Origin of the sequence: Sphingomonas arabinosi (assembly GCF_036663715.1) — a bacterium.
Taxonomy (GTDB): domain Bacteria; phylum Pseudomonadota; class Alphaproteobacteria; order Sphingomonadales; family Sphingomonadaceae; genus Sphingomonas.
On record NZ_JAXOJN010000010.1, the window covers coordinates 1 to 16,869 of the forward strand.

A 16,869-nucleotide genomic window follows, 5' to 3' on the forward strand; every position below is an offset into this window, starting at 1 on the left:
CTCCCTGTTGGGGGGGGGCCGGCGGGGTGGGGTTTGGGGGGGGGTGGGGGGGGGGCCCCTACTTTTTGCGGCCCCCCCCCGCGGGGGGGTGGGGGGGGGGGGGGGGGCCCCTGTTCCGGGCGCAGCACTGTTTGGCTGCCCCTCACCCCCGCCCTCTCCCCGCAGGGGAGAGGGAGCAGTAACCACCACGTCATCGCCCTCGCGGCGTGCCGGCCACAGTCCCGCAACGCCGCGCGGGGTCAGCCACTTCTCCGCGACGATCGTATCGAGCATCGCCTGCGCATCCGCGTACAGCGCACTCGCACTTTCCCCCACGACCTCGTCCGTCAGGATCGCCGGGAAATTGCCCGCCAGTTCCCACGCGCGGAAGAACGGCGTCCAGTCGATATAGTCGCGCAGGTCCGACAGATCCCAGTCCGCGAACACGTGCACGCCGGGCTTGGCCGGTGCGGCAGGCTTCAGCGAAAAGTCCGCCACGAACTTGCGCTCCCGTGCGGTTGCCAGGGGCAGCAACTCGCTCTGCCCCTTGTTCGCGCGCGAAATCCGCACCGCCTCATACTCGTCGGCGGTCTTGGTCACGAACTCGTCGCGGATCGTGTCCGACACCAAGGTCGACGCCACACCCACGGCGCGGCTCGCATCTAGAACGTGCACCACCGGACCGTCATAGGCCGGCGCGATCCGCAGCGCGGTGTGCACCTTCGACGTCGTCGCGCCGCCGATCAGCAGCGGCATCGTCATCCCCGCGCGCTTCATCTCCTCGGCGACCGTCACCATCTCGTCGAGCGACGGCGTGATCAAGCCCGACAGCCCGATCATGTCCGCATCGTTCTCGTTCGCGGCTTCGAGGATCTTCGACCACGGCACCATCACGCCGAGATCGACCACGTCGAAGCCGTTGCACTGGAGCACGACGCCGACGATGTTCTTGCCGATGTCATGCACGTCGCCTTTGACGGTCGCCATGATGATCTTGCCCTTGCCGCGCGCACCGGGCTCCTTGGCCGCCTCGATATACGGCAGCAGATGCGCGACCGCCTTCTTCATCACGCGCGCTGACTTCACGACCTGGGGCAGGAACATTTTCCCGGAGCCGAACAGGTCGCCGACCACGTTCATGCCGTCCATCAGCGGCCCTTCGATCACCTCGATCGGACGGCCACCAGCGTCGGCGATGATCTGCCGCGCTTCCTCGGTATCCTCGACGACGTGCAGGTCGATGCCCTTCACCAGCGCATATTCGAGCCGCTTGTTCACGCCCAGCGAGCGCCACTCCGCCGCCGCCTTCTCGGCGACGACGTCGGTGCCGCGATAGCGCTCGGCGAGCGCGACCAGTCGATCGCCGGCTTCGGGATCGGTGTTGAGCACGACGTCCTCGACCGCCTTGCGCAGCTCGGGATCGATGTCGTCATAGATGTCGAGCTGGCCGGCGTTGACGATCGCCATGTCCATGCCCGCGGGGATCGCGTAGTAGAGGAACACGCTGTGCATCGCGCGGCGGACCGGCTCGTTGCCGCGGAACGAGAAGCTGAAGTTCGACAGGCCCCCCGAGATATGGACATGCGGGCAGCGCGCCTTGATTTCCTTGCACGCCTCGATGAAGTCGACGCCGTAGTTGTTGTGCTCCTCGATCCCCGTCGCGACCGCGAAGACGTTGGGATCGAAGATGATGTCCTCCGGCGGGAAGCCGATCCCGACGAGCAGCTGATAGGCGCGCTCGCAGATCTCGACCTTGCGGTCCTTGGTGTCCGCCTGCCCGACCTCGTCGAACGCCATCACGACCACCGCCGCGCCGTACGCCATGCACTTCTTGGCCTGCGCGAGGAACTGCTCCTCACCCTCCTTCATGCTGATCGAATTGACGATCGGCTTGCCGCTGACGCACTTCAGCCCGGCCTCGATCACGCTCCATTTCGAGCTGTCGACCATGAACGGGATGCGCGCGATGTCGGGTTCGGCGGCGATCAGTTTCAGGAACGTCGTCATCGCGTGGTGGGCGTCGAGCAGCCCCTCGTCCATGTTGACGTCGAGCACCTGCGCACCGCTCTCGACCTGCTGGCGCGCGACCTCGACCGCGGCGGGGTAATCGCCCGCCATGATCAGCTTCTTGAAGCGCGCCGAGCCGGTGACGTTGGTGCGTTCGCCGATATTGACGAAGGAGGAGGAGGAAGTGGTCATCTGTCTGGTTCTTCCCCCCCTCCCGCTTGCGGGAGGGGGTCGGGGGGTGGGCGCCCGCCATCCGCGGGCCTTATCGTTGGAGGAGAGCGCGAGCCCACCCCCTGCCCCCTCCCGCAAGCGGGAGGGGAAAGACGTCAGGCCGCCATCGTGAACGGTTCTAGCCCGGCGAGCTTGGTCTGCACTTCCGGTCGGGCCACAACCCGCGGCTCAAGCCCGCGCACACCGTCGGCCATCGCCTTGATATGCGCCGGCGTCGACCCGCAGCACCCGCCGAGCACGTTAACCTGCTTGGCCACCGCCCACTCGCCGACCAGCCCCGCCGTCGTCTCCGGCTGCTCGTCATACTCGCCGAGTTCGTTGGGCAGCCCTGCATTCGGATAGATCATGATCAGCGTATCCGCGATCGCCGACAGCGTCTTCACATGCGGCCGCAGTTGCTCCGCGCCGAACGAGCAGTTGAGCCCGATCGTGATCGGCTTGGCATGCCGCACCGCATGCCAGAACGCTTCGACCGTGTGCCCCGACAGGTTGCGCCCAGACAGATCGGTCAACGTCATCGACATCATGATCGGCACGTCGCGGCCGAGCGCGTCGCCCGCCTCGATCGCCGCCATTATCCCCGCCTTGGCGTTGAGCGTATCGAACACCGTCTCGATCAGGATGAAGTCGACGCCGACCCCCTCGCCGCCTTCCAGCAGCGCATCGATCTGCTCGCGGTACACGCCCTTGAGATAATCGAAGTCGATCTCGCGAAAGCCCGGATCGTTGACGTCGGGCGACAGCGACAGTGTCTTGTTGGTCGGCCCGATCGCGCCGGCGACGAACCGCGGACGGCCGTCCTTCGCTTCGTATTCGGTCGCGAGTGCACGTGCGATCCGCGCGGACTCGACGTTGATCTCGCGCACCAGATGTTCCGCGCCGTAATCCGCCTGCGAGATGACGTTCGCGCTGAACGTGTTGGTCGAGACGATATCCGAGCCAGCTTCCAGATACTCGCGCGTGATCGTCTCGGGCACTTCCGGCTTGGTGATCGCCAGGATGTCGTTGTTGCCCTTCTGGTCATAGCTCAGGCCGAGAGTGCCCGCATAGGCCGCCTCGTCGAGCTTCCAGTTCTGGATCTCGGTGCCGAACGCGCCGTCGGTGATCAGGATGCGCTTGGCGGCTTCCGCGTTGAATCGTTCACGTGGTGTCATCGTTTTCACTCCCCCCTCCCGCAAGCGGGAGGGGCTGGGGGTGGGCGCCCGATATCCTCGGGCGGTAACGTTGGAGGAGAGCGCGAGCCCACCCCCGGCCCCTCCCGCTTACGGGAGGGGAGCAGAAGTTAGGCCGCGGCGACCTTTTCGCTGGGTTTCGCGCGAACACCGAGCATGTGGCAGATCGCATAGGCCAGCTCCGCGCGGTTGAGCGTGTAGAAGTGGAAATCCTTCACGCCGCCCGCATAGAGCCGCCGACACATCTCGGCCGCGATCGTCGCCGCGACGAGCTGCCGAGCCGACGGATGATCGTCGAGCCCCTCGAACAGCCGGTCCATCCACGCCGGGATCTCCGCGCCGCACAGCCCCGCGAATTTCCGCGTCTGCGCGACGTTCGATACCGGCAGGATGCCCGGCAGGATCTGCGCCGTGATCCCCGCCGCCGCGACCCGGTCGCGAAACCGGAAATACGCTTCGGGCGAAAAGAAGAACTGCGTGATAGCGCGGCTCGCACCGGCATCGATCTTGCGCTTCAGATTGTCGATATCCGCGTCGTGCCCGCCCGATTCCGGATGGCATTCCGGATACGCCGCGACCGAAATCTCGAACGGGTGCAGCTTCCGCAAACCGGCGACCAAGGCCGCCGCATTCTCATACCCGCCCGGATGCGCCTGATACGGCTGGCCGAGCGTCGGCATGTCGCCGCGCAGCGCGACGATATGGCGCACACCCGCCGCCCAATATTCCTCCGCGACCTGATCGATCTCGGCTTTGGTCGCCTCGACACAAGTGAGATGCGCGGCGGCGTTCATCGACGTCTCGCGCTGGATCCGCGCGACCGTCGCGTGGGTCCGCTCGCGCGTGGAACCGCCAGCGCCGTACGTTACCGACACGAAATCGGGACCGAGCGGCTCCAGCGTGCGGATCGCGTCCCAGAGCTGCGTCTCCATCTTCTCGCTTTTGGGCGGGAAGAATTCGAAGCTGATACCGACGTCGCCCGCGAGATCCGCGAACAGTGGTTCTTCAAGCGCACGGCGCGCTTCGGCCAGTTGGGGGATCGAAATGTTCGTCATGCCGCCTTCACCTCACGCAAGCTCGTGCCGATCTTCCGGCCGAGCCATAATTTCACCGTCAACTCACCGCCCTCGAGCGTCTCTACCCGCGCGGTCTGCAAGCCCGCCGCGTCGAACCATGCCGCCATCTGCTCGTCCGCGAAGCCGAGCCGCGTATGCGCATCGCGTATCCGCAGCTCCTCGCGGTCGTGGCTTGCAAAGTCCGCGATCAACAGCCGCCCGCCGGGCGCCAGCACCCGCGCCGCTTCGCTCACCGCCGCGCCGGGCTGCTGCGCAAAATGCAGGACGTGGTGCAGGATCGCGACATCCGCCGCGGCATCCGCCATCGGCAGCGCATACAGGTCCGCCTGGCGCAATTCCGCATGCGTCATGTCGTGGAGCTTGGCGCGCGCAAGCCGCAGCATCTCCGAACTGCGATCGATCCCGAGCGCGACCGTAGCCCGCCCGCCGAACAGTTCGAGCATCCGCCCGGTGCCCGTACCGATATCGATCAGCGTCCCGACCGGAGCGTCGCCCAGCACGAGTGCCATCGCCGCCTCGACCTCGCTATCGGCGACGTGCAGCGACCGGATCGCGTCCCACTCGTCGGCATGCCCTTCGAACCACGCCGCCGCGCTTGCCGCGCGGTCCGCGCGCACCGCGGCAAGCCGTGCCGCATCCGCCACCGCCCAATGATCCGGTTCGGCCTTCGCCCAGACATCCAGCGCCGCCGCGACCGGTTCGACCACGTCGGGCGCACCAAGCGCGACGAACACCCAGCTGCCTTCCTTGCGACGTTCGGCAAGCCCGGCATCGCACAGGATCTTCACATGCCGCGAAACGCGTGGCTGGCTCTGCCCGAGCACCTGCGCGAGTTCGCCGACCGACAGCTCCATACGCCGCAACAGCGCCAGAATCCGCAACCGGGTCGCGTCCGCCAATGCACGGAAGATTTCGAGCGCCATCGTCATGACCGATCATATAAAGAATTCTTTATATGAGGTCAACGCGAGCGTGAGCGTCTTCGACATCAGGTGCGAGCCGGAGCGGCTTGTCGCATCCGCGACGATCGTGACGGATCGGAAACGCCTTGTCCGCGTTCGATTGCGCTATGGGCTGGGATTTTGCTGGTCCACAAGACGACGTTTACGGGAGTAGATACGTATGAAGAAGTTCCTGATCCCCGCCCTGGCCCTGACCGCCGCCCTCGCCGCCTGCAGCAACAATGCGCAGGACGAGACCGCACAGGCCGCCAACGCCATCGCTGCCGACGCAAGCGCGACCACCGCCAATGCCGTCGACGACGTCAGCGCCGCCAGCGATCGCGCGCTCGGTTCGGCCGAGCGTTCGCTCGACAACGCCGCTGCCCGCCTCGACAACTCGACCGACAATCTCGATGCCAAGACCGACCGCGCCGGCGACCGGATCGAAGCCGGTGCAGACCGCGCGGGCGCGTCGATCAACAACGGTGCCGACCGGGCCGCCGACGCCACCGGCAACGCGCTGACCCGCGCCGGCAATGCGATCAAGGACTAAACCTTGCCAGGGCGCCCCCACTCCACCGTCACCCTTGTGCATGCTGAGACCTGCCGGTTCGGGTCACGACGACCTTTACGGGAAGATACCAGCTTTCGCTGGCGTGACGGTGCGATGATGGGGGCGTTGTTTTCTATTTCTACGCTCGCAGGCTGCTCGCCAGCCACCGAACCCGGTGCCGTCACGGCAGACGAAGCGCACCAGTTGAACGAAGCCGCTGCGATGCTAGACGCCAACAGCGTCGATCTGAACGCGGTCGCCACCGCGCCCGACGATACCGTAACTTCCTCGAACCAAAGCGATCAGACCCGATGACTCTCCGCCGCCTCGGCTCGACCGATCTGAAGATCGCCCCCCTCGTCCTCGGCGGCAACGTGTTCGGCTGGACCGCCGACCGTGCGGCAAGCTTTGCTGTGCTCGACGCGTTCGTCGCCGGCGGCGGCACAATGATCGACACCGCCGATGCATATTCGGCATGGGTGGACGGCCATGAGGGCGGCGAATCTGAGAGCATGATCGGCGAATGGCTGAAGGCCAGCGGCAAGCGCGACGACGTGCTGATCGCGACCAAGGTCGGCATGCTGCCCGGCGAAGGCGGCGAGAAGCTCGCCCCCGCACGCATCACGGCGGCCGCCGAAGCCTCGCTCAAGCGTCTCGGTACCGATCGGATCGACCTTTATTACGCGCACCAGGACGATGAGTCGCAGCCACAGGAGGCCGTGCTCGAAGCGTTCGGCAAACTGGTCGACGCGGGGAAGGTCCGCGTCATCGGCGCGTCCAACTTCCACGCCGCCCGCCTGAAGTCCGCGGTCGAGGCCGCCAAGACGTCCGACTTGCCTCGCTATCACGTGCTCCAGCCCGAATATAATCTGGTCAGCCGCACCAAGTTCGAAGGCGAATTGCAGGATTATTGCGTCGTCGAGAATATCGGCGTGCTGCCGTATTACGGGCTCGCGTCGGGGTTCCTCACTGGCAAATATCGTACCAAGGAAGACCTGGGTCAAAGCATCCGGGGCGGTCGGATGGGCGAATTGCTCGAAGGCACCGGCAAGGCGGTCCTCGACGCGATGGATTCGGTCGTGGAAGCGACCGGCGCGACCCACGCGCAAGTCGCGTTGGCATGGTTGCTCGCCCAACCCGGCATCACCGCGCCGATCGCCAGCGCCACCAGCGTAAAGCAGATCGAAGACCTGTTGCCGGCGATGACGCTGGAGCTGACCGAGGACCAACTGGCCGCGCTCACCGACGCGGGCGCCTGACCTCTCGACCCTCCCGCCGGGGAGGATCGATCTAGGGTCGTGCGGTCCCTAGTCCCCCGCGAACGTAAGCGCCGATGTGCGCCTTTCCCGTTCGTTGATCAGCAATGCCCGGCCCGCGGGCGCGATCGAGCGTTGCGGACAGTCGTTGCGGAAGCAGGCACGGCAACCCAGCCCGATCGGCATGGCCCTCCCCGCCAGATCGAAACCGCTCGCCGCCGCCAGCACGCCGGCTTGCGATGCCGCCACGCCGAGGCCGATTGCAAATTCGGCATGGACCGCGCCGAAGCGACTGCCCTGCGGCGTCACCGTCCGCGCCATCGTCAGCCAGCGCGCGCCGTCCTCCAGTTCGACGAGCTGGACCATGAGGCTTCCCGGCCGGTCGAATGCGTGATGCAGCCGCCACAGGGGGCAGCGCCCATCCGCCTCGACCAGCGCCGCACCGCTGGCGCCGGGATAGCGCTTCGAAGCCTGCCCCGCGCGGTCGATCCGGATCATGAAGAACGGGAGGCCGCGCGCGCCGACCCGCTGCAACGTCGTCAGTCGGTGCGCGACCTGTTCGAAGCCTGCACCGAACCGGCGTTGCAGCAGCTCGATATCGTAGCCGGTCGTCTCGCACCCGCGCAGGAACCGGGCGTACGGCATCATCAGCGCGGCGGCGAAATAGCCGAGGAGGTGGCGGCGGTAGAGCCGCTCGGCGGCGCGATCGGTGAAGCCTGCGCCCTTCGCGAGCGCATCGATCTCCGCCTTCGCCTCGATCTGGCCGAGTTGAAAGGCGACCGCGAACGTCCGCGAGGCAGGGTCGAGCATCTCGCTCAGCTGCAACTGGCGCGCGTGAAGGTCGAGCCGGCGCAGCATGTCCGGCAGCACGTCCGCCGGCAGTACGCGGATCGTCAGGCCGTGTTTCGCGCGCAATCGCTCAGCGATCGCGCCGTACAGGTCGACCGCACCCAGCCGCAGCTCGTCCGCCAGCGCCTCGGCCGCCGCATCGAGATCGGCGAAATGGTTGCGCCAGCGTTCGATTTCGCGCCGGACGAGCGTTACCGGATCGTCACCGCTTTCGACTGCCGTGCCCCCACCGATCCGATCGAACACGCGCGCGAACGCCGCGGCTCCACCGGGCGCGCTGGCGAGCCATTCCTCGACCTCCGTGCGATCGATCTCGAGATCGGCGAACATCGGATCCGCCAGCCGTCTGCGGATCGCATCCGCACCGCCGCCCGGTTCGCCCGCCGCAAGCGCTCGCGGATCGAAGTCGAAGCTCTCGGCCAGCTTGATCAACAACGTCGCGGAGATCGGTCGCTGATTGCGCTCGACCAGATTGAGATAGCTGGGACTGATGGACAGGATCTCGGACATCGCCGCCTGCGTGAGCCCGGCGCTCCTGCGCAAGCGCCTGATGGCGTGTCCTGCGAGCAATTTACGGTCTGCCATCGCCCAATCTCCTGTCATGATCTTTACAGACGGACAACCGATTATCAAGGATCGCCGACAGTCCGACGCCGAGTTGGCGCTGTTCGCCATTCTCCCGGAGGCATGTGCGCCGGTATCAGCTGGGCATCGCCTCTCCACGCAGATGAAAGCTGTAAAGGGAGAGACAGTTCATGAAGGAGGCAAGCCATGCAGACGACCACCGAACAACCCCGCGCCCGCGCCGTCTTCTCGACCAACGATTTCGCGCTGATGAAGGAAGTGCTTGGCGAGATGATCAGCAAGACGTCCATCGACGACGCTCGGCTGATGCGGATGAGCGCGCTTTACCACCGGCTCGGTCGCCTCGGCTAAACCCGTTCAAGAGTTTCCTGGGGAGGAAGGGTATCCGCCGGTGGTTCGTCCATCGGCGGATATTCCTGTTTCTTCTGACTTCCCCCCTCCCTGAAAGGGAGGGGTTGGGGGTGGGTTGGCCCGCTCGTGTCATGCCGGTTCGATTAACGCGGTGACCTACCCACCCCCGGCCCCTCCCTTCCAGGGAGGGGGGAAGGGAAACTCGCGTCGAAATTCCGCCCCTTCTCAACCGCATCCCCTCGTGTAGGACGGCGGAATGGCTACCTCACTGATCGCTCGCATCAAGGACGATATCGTCCTGTACGGCGCCCTCGCCGCCAATCTCGGGATCGGCGTGGCGAAGTTCGTCGCCGCCGGCATGACCGGATCGTCGTCGATGCTGACCGAAGGGTTCCACTCGGTCGTCGACAGCGGCAATCAGGTGCTGTTGCTCTACGGCCAGCGCAAGGCAAAGCGCCCGGCCGATGAGGCGCACCCGTTCGGCTATGGCCGAGAACTGTATTTCTGGGCGTTCGTCGTCGCGATCCTGATCTTCGCGATCGGCGCAGGCATCTCGATCTACGAGGGGTGGCGCCACATCCAGGCACCCGAGCCGCTGACCAGCCCGACGATCAACTACATCGTGCTCGCCATATCGTTCGCACTGGAGGGGAGTAGCTGGACGATCGCGGTGCGCGAATTTTCGAAGACCAAGGGCGACATGGGCTGGTGGTCGGCGATCCACCGGTCGAAGGATCCCGCCGGCTTCATCGTGTTGTTCGAGGATTCCGCGGCGCTGGCGGGTCTCGTCATCGCCGGCATCGGCATCTGGGCGAGCCATGCTTTCGACGATCCGCGCATCGACGGCGCCGCATCGATCGCGATCGGGCTGATCCTCGCCTTGGTCGCCGTGTTGTTGGCGCGCGAATCGAAGGGCTTGCTGATCGGCGAGCGCGCCGACCCGGCCGTGATCGCCACGATCCAACGGATCGTTGCGGCGCATCCCGCGATCGTCTCGGTCAATCACGTCCGCACGGTCCACGCCGCGCCCGACAGCATCTTCGCTGCAATTAGCGCGGACTTCGACGACGCCGTCACGATGGGCGAAGGCGAAACGATGATCGAAGCAATGGAGACCGAGCTGCGCGCCGCGGTGCCGACGCTGTCGTCGATATATATCCGCCCGGAGAAGCGCGAAAACGCGGTGCTGGTCATCGAGCCTCGTCACGACGAGAACGGCGCTCCCAATCGAAACCACGCATGATCTGAATTATATGCAAGCCACTGGTAGCGCTTGAGTTTGCACGATAGCATCCGAGTATGAAACCGTTGCTCCGGCTGATCGCCCTGCTCGTCTTTTATGTCGGTTCGGTGCTCCCCGCACAGGCCGCGGTGACGATCACGTTCTGGAGCCACGAGCTCGGCAACAGTTTCCCGCATGCGTTCTTTACGTTGCGCGGCATTCCCGATGCGGGCGGTCCGCCGGTGGACACGAATGTCGGATTTACCGCCAAATCGGTCTCGCCGGCGCTGTTGATGGGCCCGGTTGCGGGCAAGCTCGATATCGCCAAGCCCGGGTATGTCGCCGGCAGCGACGCGCAATTCTCGGTCGTCATGAGCGACGCGCAGTATGAGGCGGTGCTGCGGTTGGTCGACGCCTGGAGCGAGGGCAAGCCGGACAGCGTCTATCGCCTGTCGGATCACAATTGCGTGACCTTCGTGAAGGAAGCGGCGCGGATCGTCGGGCTCACGGGTATCGACCAACCGAAGCTTATGAAGAAACCGCGGTCGTATCTGAAAGCCGTACTGGCGGAGAATACCGGCCGCGTGACGTCCGTCGGTCTGCGCGGGAAGGCCTATCTCGCCACCCTCGCGCCCATTACGCCCATTCGGTCCACCGGCACGATTTCGGTCGGTGCCACGGCGAGCGTAACGATGCCGACCGTTACGCCCGCCCCCGCGCGTTAAGACGCGGGCACCAACTCGACGACGTCCAGAACGGATTCGAACCGCGGATACGGCAGGACTACGCGCCACCGCTGCGGGCCGATGCGTTCGATCAGACCGGCCATGTCGCGATTGACGTCGCGACCATAGCGCATCGGGCGCTTCTCATCGCCCAGTTCCATTGTGCCCAGGAATATCGCGCGCGAATCCGTGTCGGCGAATACGGTACCGACCGGACGCTGCGACCCGTCGATCTTGACCAGGCTGACGACGTCGGTGCCGCCGTTCGAGTCGATCCGGCAGGCGAACCACGCAGAGGCCGAGTAGGTCGGCCCGATCCCGCCACGCGCGCCGAGCTTGAATGTCCGGCATCGATACGCGCCGGCGGGGGGCAGAGCGTCGGCAAGCGCATGGTCCGGATCGAACAGAGCCGGTTCGCGCGCGATTTCCCGTCGATCGACCTGCGCCAGCGCGTCCATCCAAGCCCCACGCCAGCCACGCAACCGCGCACGGTCCGCCGGTGTCGCCACTCGTCGCCAGTCGCCATCCCGGTCGGGGTCTATCGGGGACGGTGCCGCGATGCCTGCGGTAGCCGCGTGCACCGAACTCGAGCCGCAGCCCGCCAGGACGATGCAGGCCGTCGCCAGCGATGTCCGCTTCGTCGTCGATCGCATGCCCATCACCGAAGATAACCTTCTAACATGCTGTATGACAATCATATTTCGGCGACACTGACGACCATGTCGGTCACGCCGCGGTCCAGCCGCCGTCCATCGACAGGTTCGCGCCGGTGATCGCCTTGGCCTCGTCGCGACACAAGAATAGCGCGAAGGCCGCGACCTGTTCGGGCGTGACGAATTCCTTGGTCGGTTGCGCGGCGAGCAGCACGTCGTGCATCACCTGATCGCGTGTCATCCCCCGCGCCGCCATCGTGTCCGGGATCTGGTTCTCGACCAGCGGGGTCCAGACATAGCCCGGCGAGATGCAGTTGACGGTGATGCCGTCGGTCGCGGTCTCCAGCGCGATCGTCTTGGTAAGCCCGGCGATCGCGTGCTTGGCCATGACGTAAGCGGACTTGTTGGGGCTCGCGACCAGCGAGTGCGCCGACGCGGTCGAGATGATCCGGCCCCAGCCCTTCGCGCGCATGTGCGGCACTGCGGCGCGCATCATATGCCACGCCGAGGAGAGGTTGATCGCGATGATCGCGTCGAACTTGTCGATCGGAAAGTCGGCGATCCCCGCGACGTGCTGGATACCCGCGTTGTTGACGACGATATCGACGCTGCCGGTCTCGGCGCCGGCCCGCTCGACCATCGCGGCGATCTCGTCGGGCTTCGTCATGTCGGCGGGATCGTAGAGCGCGGCGGCTCCGCTGGCCTGCGCCAGGGCGGCGCGTTCCCGCTCGATCGCGTTCGCGTCGCCGAAGCCGTTGAGTACCACCGCGGCGCCCTCCGCCGCGAACGCCTTGGCGTAGGCGAGGCCGATCCCCGAGGTGGATCCGGTGATGACCGCGGTCTTGCCCTTCAGGAACATGCGCACTCCCCCAATCCCTTTACCCAGCGGATTCGACCGCCGTGCAACTCTAGCGCCACCTTGCGCATTTCGTTCCCGAGAAGAAACGAAAAGGGGCATATTCATGCGGCTCGACGATTACGATCCGAACATCAACGTCGAGGACCAGCGCGGCTCGGGCGGCGGTGGAGGCGGTTTCGGCGGCGGTGGTGGCGGCCTGCTGATGGGGCTGTTGCCGATGATCGGCAGCCGCTTTGGGTGCGGCGGGATCGTCGTGGTGCTGATCCTGATGGCAGTGTTCGGCGGCATGGGCGGGCTCGGCGGGCTGCTCGGTGGCGGGCAAACGTCGGCGCCGACCACGCAAAGCGGAGCGCCACGCTCAGGCACCGATACCGCATCGAGTTGCAATTTAACGCCCGAAAGCAAGGCCGCCTGCAACGCGTTCAGCTCTGCGGACAATACCTGGGAGGCCATTTTCCAGAAGGCCGGCCAGCGCTTCGAGGCGCCCAAGCTGGTGTTCTTCGATGGCAATGGCCGCTCGGGTTGCGGCGCGGCGCAGTCGGCGATGGGGCCGTTCTATTGCCCGACCGATCAGGGCATCTATCTCGACACGAGCTTCTTCAACGAGCTGTCGACCCGCTTCAAGGCTGACGGCGATTTCGCGCAGGATTACGTGATCGCGCACGAGTTCGGTCATCATATCCAGAAGCTGCTCGGCACCAACGCGCAGGTTCAGCAGGCGCAGCGCCAGGCGAGCGAGACCGAAGGCAATGCGCTGTCGGTACGGCTCGAATTGCAGGCGGATTGCTATGCGGGCGTGTGGGCTGCTGCGAACCGGTCGCGGCTCGAGGCTGGCGATATCCAGGAGGGCATGACGGCCGCGCAGGCGATCGGCGACGACACGTTGCAGAAGGAATCGCAGGGGCGTGTGGTGCCGGACAGCTTCACGCATGGGACATCGGCGCAGCGTCAGGCGTGGTTGAAGCGCGGGCTCGACAGCGGCGATCCGCAGCAGTGCGACACGTTCTCGGGCGCGATCTGAGGTAAGCTCTCAATCCTCCCCCGCCAGGGGAAGGTGGCTGGCACTTGCCAGACGGAGGAGGAGGAAAGGGTCACGCCTGTTCCGTGTCCTCCCCCTCCGTCCCCTTCGGCGACACCTCCCCCTAGCGGGGGAGGGTTGAACAGTCCTTACCCGACCGTCACGCCCTTCCAGAAGGCATACCGGCCCTCGATCTCGGACGCCGCCAACTTCGGGTCCGGATAATACCAGACCGCATCGATGTTGCGCTTCCCGTCGACGACGAGCGTCTTGTAGCTCGCCACGCCCTTCCACGGGCAGTTAGAGTGCGTCGCGCTATCCTCCAGCAGAGCCGGGTCGACGCTGTCCGCGGGGAAATAGTGATTGCCCTCGACGACGACGGTATCGTCCGATCGTGCGATCTCGTGGCCATTCCATGTAGCGACAGGCATGTCAGTCTCCTTCAGGCGCGCCCCAGCCCCGTCGCTTCATACGCCTCGGGCTTGAACCCGACCAGCAGCGTCTCGCCGGTATCGAGGACCGGGCGCTTGATCATCGAAGGCTGCGCCAGCATCAGCGCGGTGGCCTTCTCCGCATCGAGATCAGCCCGATCCGCCTCGGGCAGTTTCCGGAACGTTGTGCCGGCGCGGTTGAGAAGCACCTCCCAACCGACCCGACTGATCCAGTCGTTCAGGTGTGCCGTATCGATCCCGGCGGTCTTGTAGTCGTGGAACGCATACACAACGCCGTGTTCGTCCAGCCACGCGCGCGCCTTCTTCATCGTGTCGCAATTCTTGATGCCGAACATCGTGATCGTCAAAATCGCCTCCCTGTCACCGCGTGGCGCAAAGCTCGCCAGCGGTTCGAACCGACCGGCGTCATACCGCGCCGTCCGTCTTCCCACCACCAGTGCGAGACCGTGCGAGCCGGCCACCGATCATGGAAACGGCGACGGCGGGCACGGCCAGCATGCACAGGATCGTCGCACCGGCCATCAACAGCCCGCCTGTGCCCGCGTTGACCCACATGACGGGCAGCTGGGCAAACGTCACGATCATGCCGCCCAGCCAGCCCCGCCGCTGCAACATGAAACCCGATAGCGCCGATAACACCAGCGACCCGGGATACCAGATCCGCCAATAGCCATCCGCATCCCAGGGCTCCTTCGCGCCTGAAAATTGGCTGACGAACTGCCAATACAGCAGGCTGACGAGCAGGAGCGTGAGGGGCTGGATCCATCGGGTGGTCATGCGCCTATCCTCTCACAGGACAGCGCACCGTGCCACCGCCCACCTGGATCAAGCCGGTAGCGTGTCACTGCACAGGCGTTTATCGTTGGGGAATGACGCATCCATTCTACGCGATCCATAGTCACGGGCTAATCCGGGTTGCCGCCGCTACGCCGCGCGCTTCGGTAGGGGATACCGCCGCAAACGCTGAGGCGACGATCGCCCTCGTGCGGGAGGCGGATGCAAAGGGCGTCGACCTCGTCGTGTTCCCGGAGCTGAACCTTACGTCCTATGCGATCGACGATCTGCATCTCCAGACCGCGCAGCAACGTGCGACGCTGGCCGCGATCGCGACGGTCGTCGAGGCGAGCGCGACCTTGCGGCCGGTGTTGCTGGTGGGGGCGGCGCTGGTGCGGAACGGGCGGCTGTATAATTGTGCGCTGGCGATCGCTCGGGGCGAAGTTCTCGGCGTGGTACCGAAGACGTTCCTGCCCAACTACCGCGAGTTCTACGAGAAGCGCTGGTTCGCCAGCGGCATGGGAATGACCGGACTGACGATCGAGCTTGGCGGCAAGGACGTGCCGTTTGGGACCGACCTGATCTTCGCCGCGCGCGACCTGCCCGGCTTCGTCTTCCACGCCGAGATCTGCGAGGATTACTGGGCGCCCACCCCGCCCTCGACCGCGGGCGCGCTCGCGGGTGCGCTGATCTGCTGCAACCTGTCCGCCTCGAACATCGTCATCGGCAAGGCACGCGAGCGGGCGATGCTGGCGGCGTCGCAGTCCTCGCGCGCGATGTGCGCCTATGTCTATTCCGCCGCAGGCCCCGGCGAGAGCACGACCGAGGTCGCGTGGGACGGCCAGGGGCTGATCCACGAACTCGGCGAGCAGATCGCGGAGTCGGAACGGTTCTCGACCGAGCCGGAACTGGTGATCGCCGACGTCGACTGCGAGCGCATCACGCAGGACCGCCTGCGCAACGGCACGTTCAACGATGCGGTAGTGTTCGGCGGCAATCCCGAGACGCGTTTCCGACGGATCGCGTTCGATCACGAACCCGTGCTCGCGGACAGCGGACTGGAGCGCGCCATCCGCCGCTTCCCGTTCGTCCCGAACGACCCGACGCGGCGTGACGACGATTGCTACGAAGCTTTCAACATCCAGGTGGAGGCGCTGTCGAAACGGCTCGTCTCCGCAAAAGCCGAAACGATCGTGATCGGCGTATCGGGTGGCCTCGACTCGACCCACGCGCTGATCGTCGCGGCCAAGGCGATGGACCGGCTCGGACGTCCCAGGACGAACATACTAGGCTTCACCATGCCCGGTTTCGCAACCGGCGAAGGCACCAAGGCCAACGCCTGGGCGCTGATGCGCGCACTCGGCATCACCGCCGAAGAGATCGACATTCGCCCCGCTGCGACACGCATGCTCGAAGACATCGGCCACCCCTTCAGCGAAGGCGAACCCGTCTACGACATCACCTTCGAGAACGTGCAGGCGGGGCTGCGCACCGATTACCTGTTCCGCCTTGCCAACCAGCGGCGCGGTATCGTGCTCGGCACGGGGGACCTCAGCGAGATGGCGCTCGGCTGGTGCACCTACGGCGTCGGCGACCAGATGAGCCATTACGCGGTGAACACCGGCGTGCCGAAGACGCTGATCCAGTTCCTGATCCGCTGGTGCATCCGCACCGACCAGTATGACGCGGCGACCGACGCGATCCTCTCGACGATCCTCGCGCAGGAGATTTCGCCCGAACTCGTCCCGGCGGATGCGGACGGCGCGTTGCAGAGCACCGAGTCGATGATCGGGCCGTATGCGCTCAACGACTTCTTCGCGCACTACGTGATCCGCCACGGCCTGGCTCCGTCTAAAATCGCGTTCCTCGCCTGGCACGCGTGGCGCGATTCGAGCGTCGGCGCATGGCCGGAGGATCTGCCAGCGGACGCGCGCGTCGCCTACGACCTGCCAACGATCCGGCATTGGCTTGAAAAATTCCTGTTCCGGTTCTTTACGACCAGCCAGTTCAAGCGATCGGCAATGCCCAATGGGCCGAAGGTATCGGCGGGCGGTGCGCTGTCGCCTCGCGGGGATTGGCGCGCACCTTCGGACGGAATTGCAACGATCTGGATCGAAGAATTGCGGTCAAGCGTTCCATAGGGTTCGCCGCGCCATCTTGCATAAA

The 16,869-nt window shown here is 65.6% G+C and carries 18 protein-coding genes; 8 read left to right on the forward strand and 10 right to left on the reverse strand.

What is annotated here, in order from left to right:
- The 4 genes from U1708_RS15205 to U1708_RS15220 form a co-directional block, all read right to left on the reverse strand.
- A partial coding sequence (locus tag U1708_RS15205) for a dihydropteroate synthase (RefSeq protein ID WP_332746664.1) occupies positions 1 to 2,178 on the reverse strand: 2,178 nt, incomplete at its 3' end.
- Positions 2,179 to 2,312: 134 nt separating this feature from the next.
- A complete protein-coding gene (locus U1708_RS15210; protein ID WP_332746665.1) occupies positions 2,313 to 3,371 on the reverse strand; it encodes a homocysteine S-methyltransferase family protein in 1,059 nt (352 codons plus the stop codon).
- A 128-nt stretch (positions 3,372 to 3,499) separates the two neighbouring features.
- Positions 3,500 to 4,444 (reverse strand): methylenetetrahydrofolate reductase, encoded by a 945-nt coding sequence (gene metF, locus U1708_RS15215; protein ID WP_332746666.1) that lies wholly within the window; start codon positions 4,442 to 4,444, stop codon positions 3,500 to 3,502.
- Positions 4,441 to 5,394, reverse strand: coding sequence for an ArsR/SmtB family transcription factor (locus U1708_RS15220; RefSeq protein WP_332746667.1), 954 nt, complete (start codon positions 5,392 to 5,394; stop codon positions 4,441 to 4,443). Before U1708_RS15220 ends, metF begins: the two co-directional genes overlap by 4 nt.
- A gap of 193 nt (positions 5,395 to 5,587) precedes the next feature.
- On the opposite strand from U1708_RS15220, the gene U1708_RS15225 reads away from it, so the two are divergent.
- From U1708_RS15225 to U1708_RS15235, 3 genes are all read left to right on the forward strand, one after another.
- The gene (locus U1708_RS15225) at positions 5,588 to 5,959 is read left to right on the forward strand and encodes a hypothetical protein (RefSeq protein WP_332746668.1); all 372 of its coding nucleotides are present in this window, start codon (positions 5,588 to 5,590) and stop codon (positions 5,957 to 5,959) included.
- 126 nt (positions 5,960 to 6,085) lie between these two features.
- Positions 6,086 to 6,274: a hypothetical protein gene (locus U1708_RS15230; RefSeq protein WP_332746669.1), complete on the forward strand. Its 189-nt coding sequence runs from the start codon at positions 6,086 to 6,088 to the stop codon at positions 6,272 to 6,274.
- Entirely contained in the window at positions 6,271 to 7,218 is a 948-nt protein-coding gene (locus U1708_RS15235; RefSeq protein ID WP_332746670.1) for an aldo/keto reductase, read from the forward strand. The genes U1708_RS15230 and U1708_RS15235 overlap by 4 nt, the downstream gene beginning before the upstream one ends.
- A 48-nt stretch (positions 7,219 to 7,266) precedes the next feature.
- Here U1708_RS15235 and U1708_RS15240 read toward each other — a convergent pair whose 3' ends face one another.
- A complete protein-coding gene (locus U1708_RS15240; protein ID WP_332746671.1) occupies positions 7,267 to 8,649 on the reverse strand; it encodes a helix-turn-helix domain-containing protein in 1,383 nt (460 codons plus the stop codon).
- A 186-nt stretch (positions 8,650 to 8,835) separates the two neighbouring features.
- Here U1708_RS15240 and U1708_RS15245 point away from each other — a divergent pair, with 186 nt between their 5' ends.
- From U1708_RS15245 to U1708_RS15255, 3 genes are all read left to right on the forward strand, one after another.
- Positions 8,836 to 9,000, forward strand: a complete 165-nt coding sequence (locus U1708_RS15245) for a hypothetical protein (RefSeq protein ID WP_167398800.1) — start codon at positions 8,836 to 8,838, stop codon at positions 8,998 to 9,000.
- Between the two features lie 256 nt (positions 9,001 to 9,256).
- A complete protein-coding gene (locus tag U1708_RS15250; protein WP_332746672.1) occupies positions 9,257 to 10,243 on the forward strand; it encodes a cation diffusion facilitator family transporter in 987 nt (328 codons plus the stop codon).
- 56 nt (positions 10,244 to 10,299) lie between these two features.
- On the forward strand, positions 10,300 to 10,947 hold the full coding sequence (locus tag U1708_RS15255) for a hypothetical protein (RefSeq protein ID WP_332746673.1): 648 nt from the start codon (positions 10,300 to 10,302) through the stop codon (positions 10,945 to 10,947).
- Here U1708_RS15255 and U1708_RS15260 read toward each other — a convergent pair.
- Positions 10,944 to 11,600, reverse strand: coding sequence for a DUF4893 domain-containing protein (locus U1708_RS15260; RefSeq protein WP_332746674.1), 657 nt, complete (start codon positions 11,598 to 11,600; stop codon positions 10,944 to 10,946). The two genes, U1708_RS15255 and U1708_RS15260, sit on opposite strands and share 4 nt — an antisense overlap.
- Before the next feature lie 73 nt (positions 11,601 to 11,673).
- Positions 11,674 to 12,459, reverse strand: coding sequence for a 3-hydroxybutyrate dehydrogenase (locus tag U1708_RS15265; RefSeq protein ID WP_332746675.1), 786 nt, complete (start codon positions 12,457 to 12,459; stop codon positions 11,674 to 11,676).
- A gap of 103 nt (positions 12,460 to 12,562) precedes the next feature.
- Between U1708_RS15265 and ypfJ the strand changes: the two genes are divergently transcribed.
- Entirely contained in the window at positions 12,563 to 13,480 is a 918-nt protein-coding gene (gene ypfJ / locus U1708_RS15270; RefSeq protein WP_332746676.1) for a KPN_02809 family neutral zinc metallopeptidase, read from the forward strand.
- A gap of 146 nt (positions 13,481 to 13,626) precedes the next feature.
- Here the strand turns inward: ypfJ and U1708_RS15275 are convergent, their stop codons facing one another.
- From U1708_RS15275 to U1708_RS15285, 3 genes are read right to left on the reverse strand one after another with little or no spacing between them, the layout of a single operon-like run.
- Positions 13,627 to 13,908, reverse strand: coding sequence for a DUF427 domain-containing protein (locus U1708_RS15275; protein ID WP_332746677.1), 282 nt, complete (start codon positions 13,906 to 13,908; stop codon positions 13,627 to 13,629).
- 11 nt (positions 13,909 to 13,919) lie between these two features.
- On the reverse strand, positions 13,920 to 14,276 hold the full coding sequence (locus U1708_RS15280; protein ID WP_332746678.1) for an ArsC family reductase: 357 nt from the start codon (positions 14,274 to 14,276) through the stop codon (positions 13,920 to 13,922).
- 58 nt (positions 14,277 to 14,334) lie between these two features.
- On the reverse strand, positions 14,335 to 14,706 hold the full coding sequence (locus U1708_RS15285) for a hypothetical protein (RefSeq protein WP_332746679.1): 372 nt from the start codon (positions 14,704 to 14,706) through the stop codon (positions 14,335 to 14,337).
- Positions 14,707 to 14,798: 92 nt separating this feature from the next.
- Here U1708_RS15285 and U1708_RS15290 point away from each other — a divergent pair, with 92 nt between their 5' ends.
- On the forward strand, positions 14,799 to 16,844 hold the full coding sequence (locus U1708_RS15290; protein ID WP_332746680.1) for an NAD(+) synthase: 2,046 nt from the start codon (positions 14,799 to 14,801) through the stop codon (positions 16,842 to 16,844).
- Positions 16,845 to 16,869: the final 25 nt, after the last annotated feature.

Excerpts from the sequence above, each read along its gene's own strand:
- U1708_RS15210 (WP_332746665.1), bottom strand. The coding sequence starts at position 3,371 with ATGACACCACGTGAACGATTCAACGCGGAAGCCGCCAAGCGCATCCTG.
- metF (WP_332746666.1), bottom strand. The coding sequence starts at position 4,444 with ATGACGAACATTTCGATCCCCCAACTGGCCGAAGCGCGCCGTGCGCTT.
- U1708_RS15220 (WP_332746667.1), bottom strand. The coding sequence starts at position 5,394 with ATGACGATGGCGCTCGAAATCTTCCGTGCATTGGCGGACGCGACCCGG.
- U1708_RS15225 (WP_332746668.1), top strand. The coding sequence starts at position 5,588 with ATGAAGAAGTTCCTGATCCCCGCCCTGGCCCTGACCGCCGCCCTCGCC.
- U1708_RS15235 (WP_332746670.1), top strand. The coding sequence starts at position 6,271 with ATGACTCTCCGCCGCCTCGGCTCGACCGATCTGAAGATCGCCCCCCTC.
- U1708_RS15240 (WP_332746671.1), bottom strand. The coding sequence starts at position 8,649 with ATGGCAGACCGTAAATTGCTCGCAGGACACGCCATCAGGCGCTTGCGC.
- U1708_RS15245 (WP_167398800.1), top strand. The coding sequence starts at position 8,836 with ATGCAGACGACCACCGAACAACCCCGCGCCCGCGCCGTCTTCTCGACC.
- U1708_RS15250 (WP_332746672.1), top strand. The coding sequence starts at position 9,257 with ATGGCTACCTCACTGATCGCTCGCATCAAGGACGATATCGTCCTGTAC.
- U1708_RS15255 (WP_332746673.1), top strand. The coding sequence starts at position 10,300 with ATGAAACCGTTGCTCCGGCTGATCGCCCTGCTCGTCTTTTATGTCGGT.
- U1708_RS15260 (WP_332746674.1), bottom strand. The coding sequence starts at position 11,600 with ATGCGATCGACGACGAAGCGGACATCGCTGGCGACGGCCTGCATCGTC.
- U1708_RS15265 (WP_332746675.1), bottom strand. The coding sequence starts at position 12,459 with ATGTTCCTGAAGGGCAAGACCGCGGTCATCACCGGATCCACCTCGGGG.
- ypfJ (WP_332746676.1), top strand. The coding sequence starts at position 12,563 with ATGCGGCTCGACGATTACGATCCGAACATCAACGTCGAGGACCAGCGC.
- U1708_RS15275 (WP_332746677.1), bottom strand. The coding sequence starts at position 13,908 with ATGCCTGTCGCTACATGGAATGGCCACGAGATCGCACGATCGGACGAT.
- U1708_RS15285 (WP_332746679.1), bottom strand. The coding sequence starts at position 14,706 with ATGACCACCCGATGGATCCAGCCCCTCACGCTCCTGCTCGTCAGCCTG.
- U1708_RS15290 (WP_332746680.1), top strand. The coding sequence starts at position 14,799 with ATGACGCATCCATTCTACGCGATCCATAGTCACGGGCTAATCCGGGTT.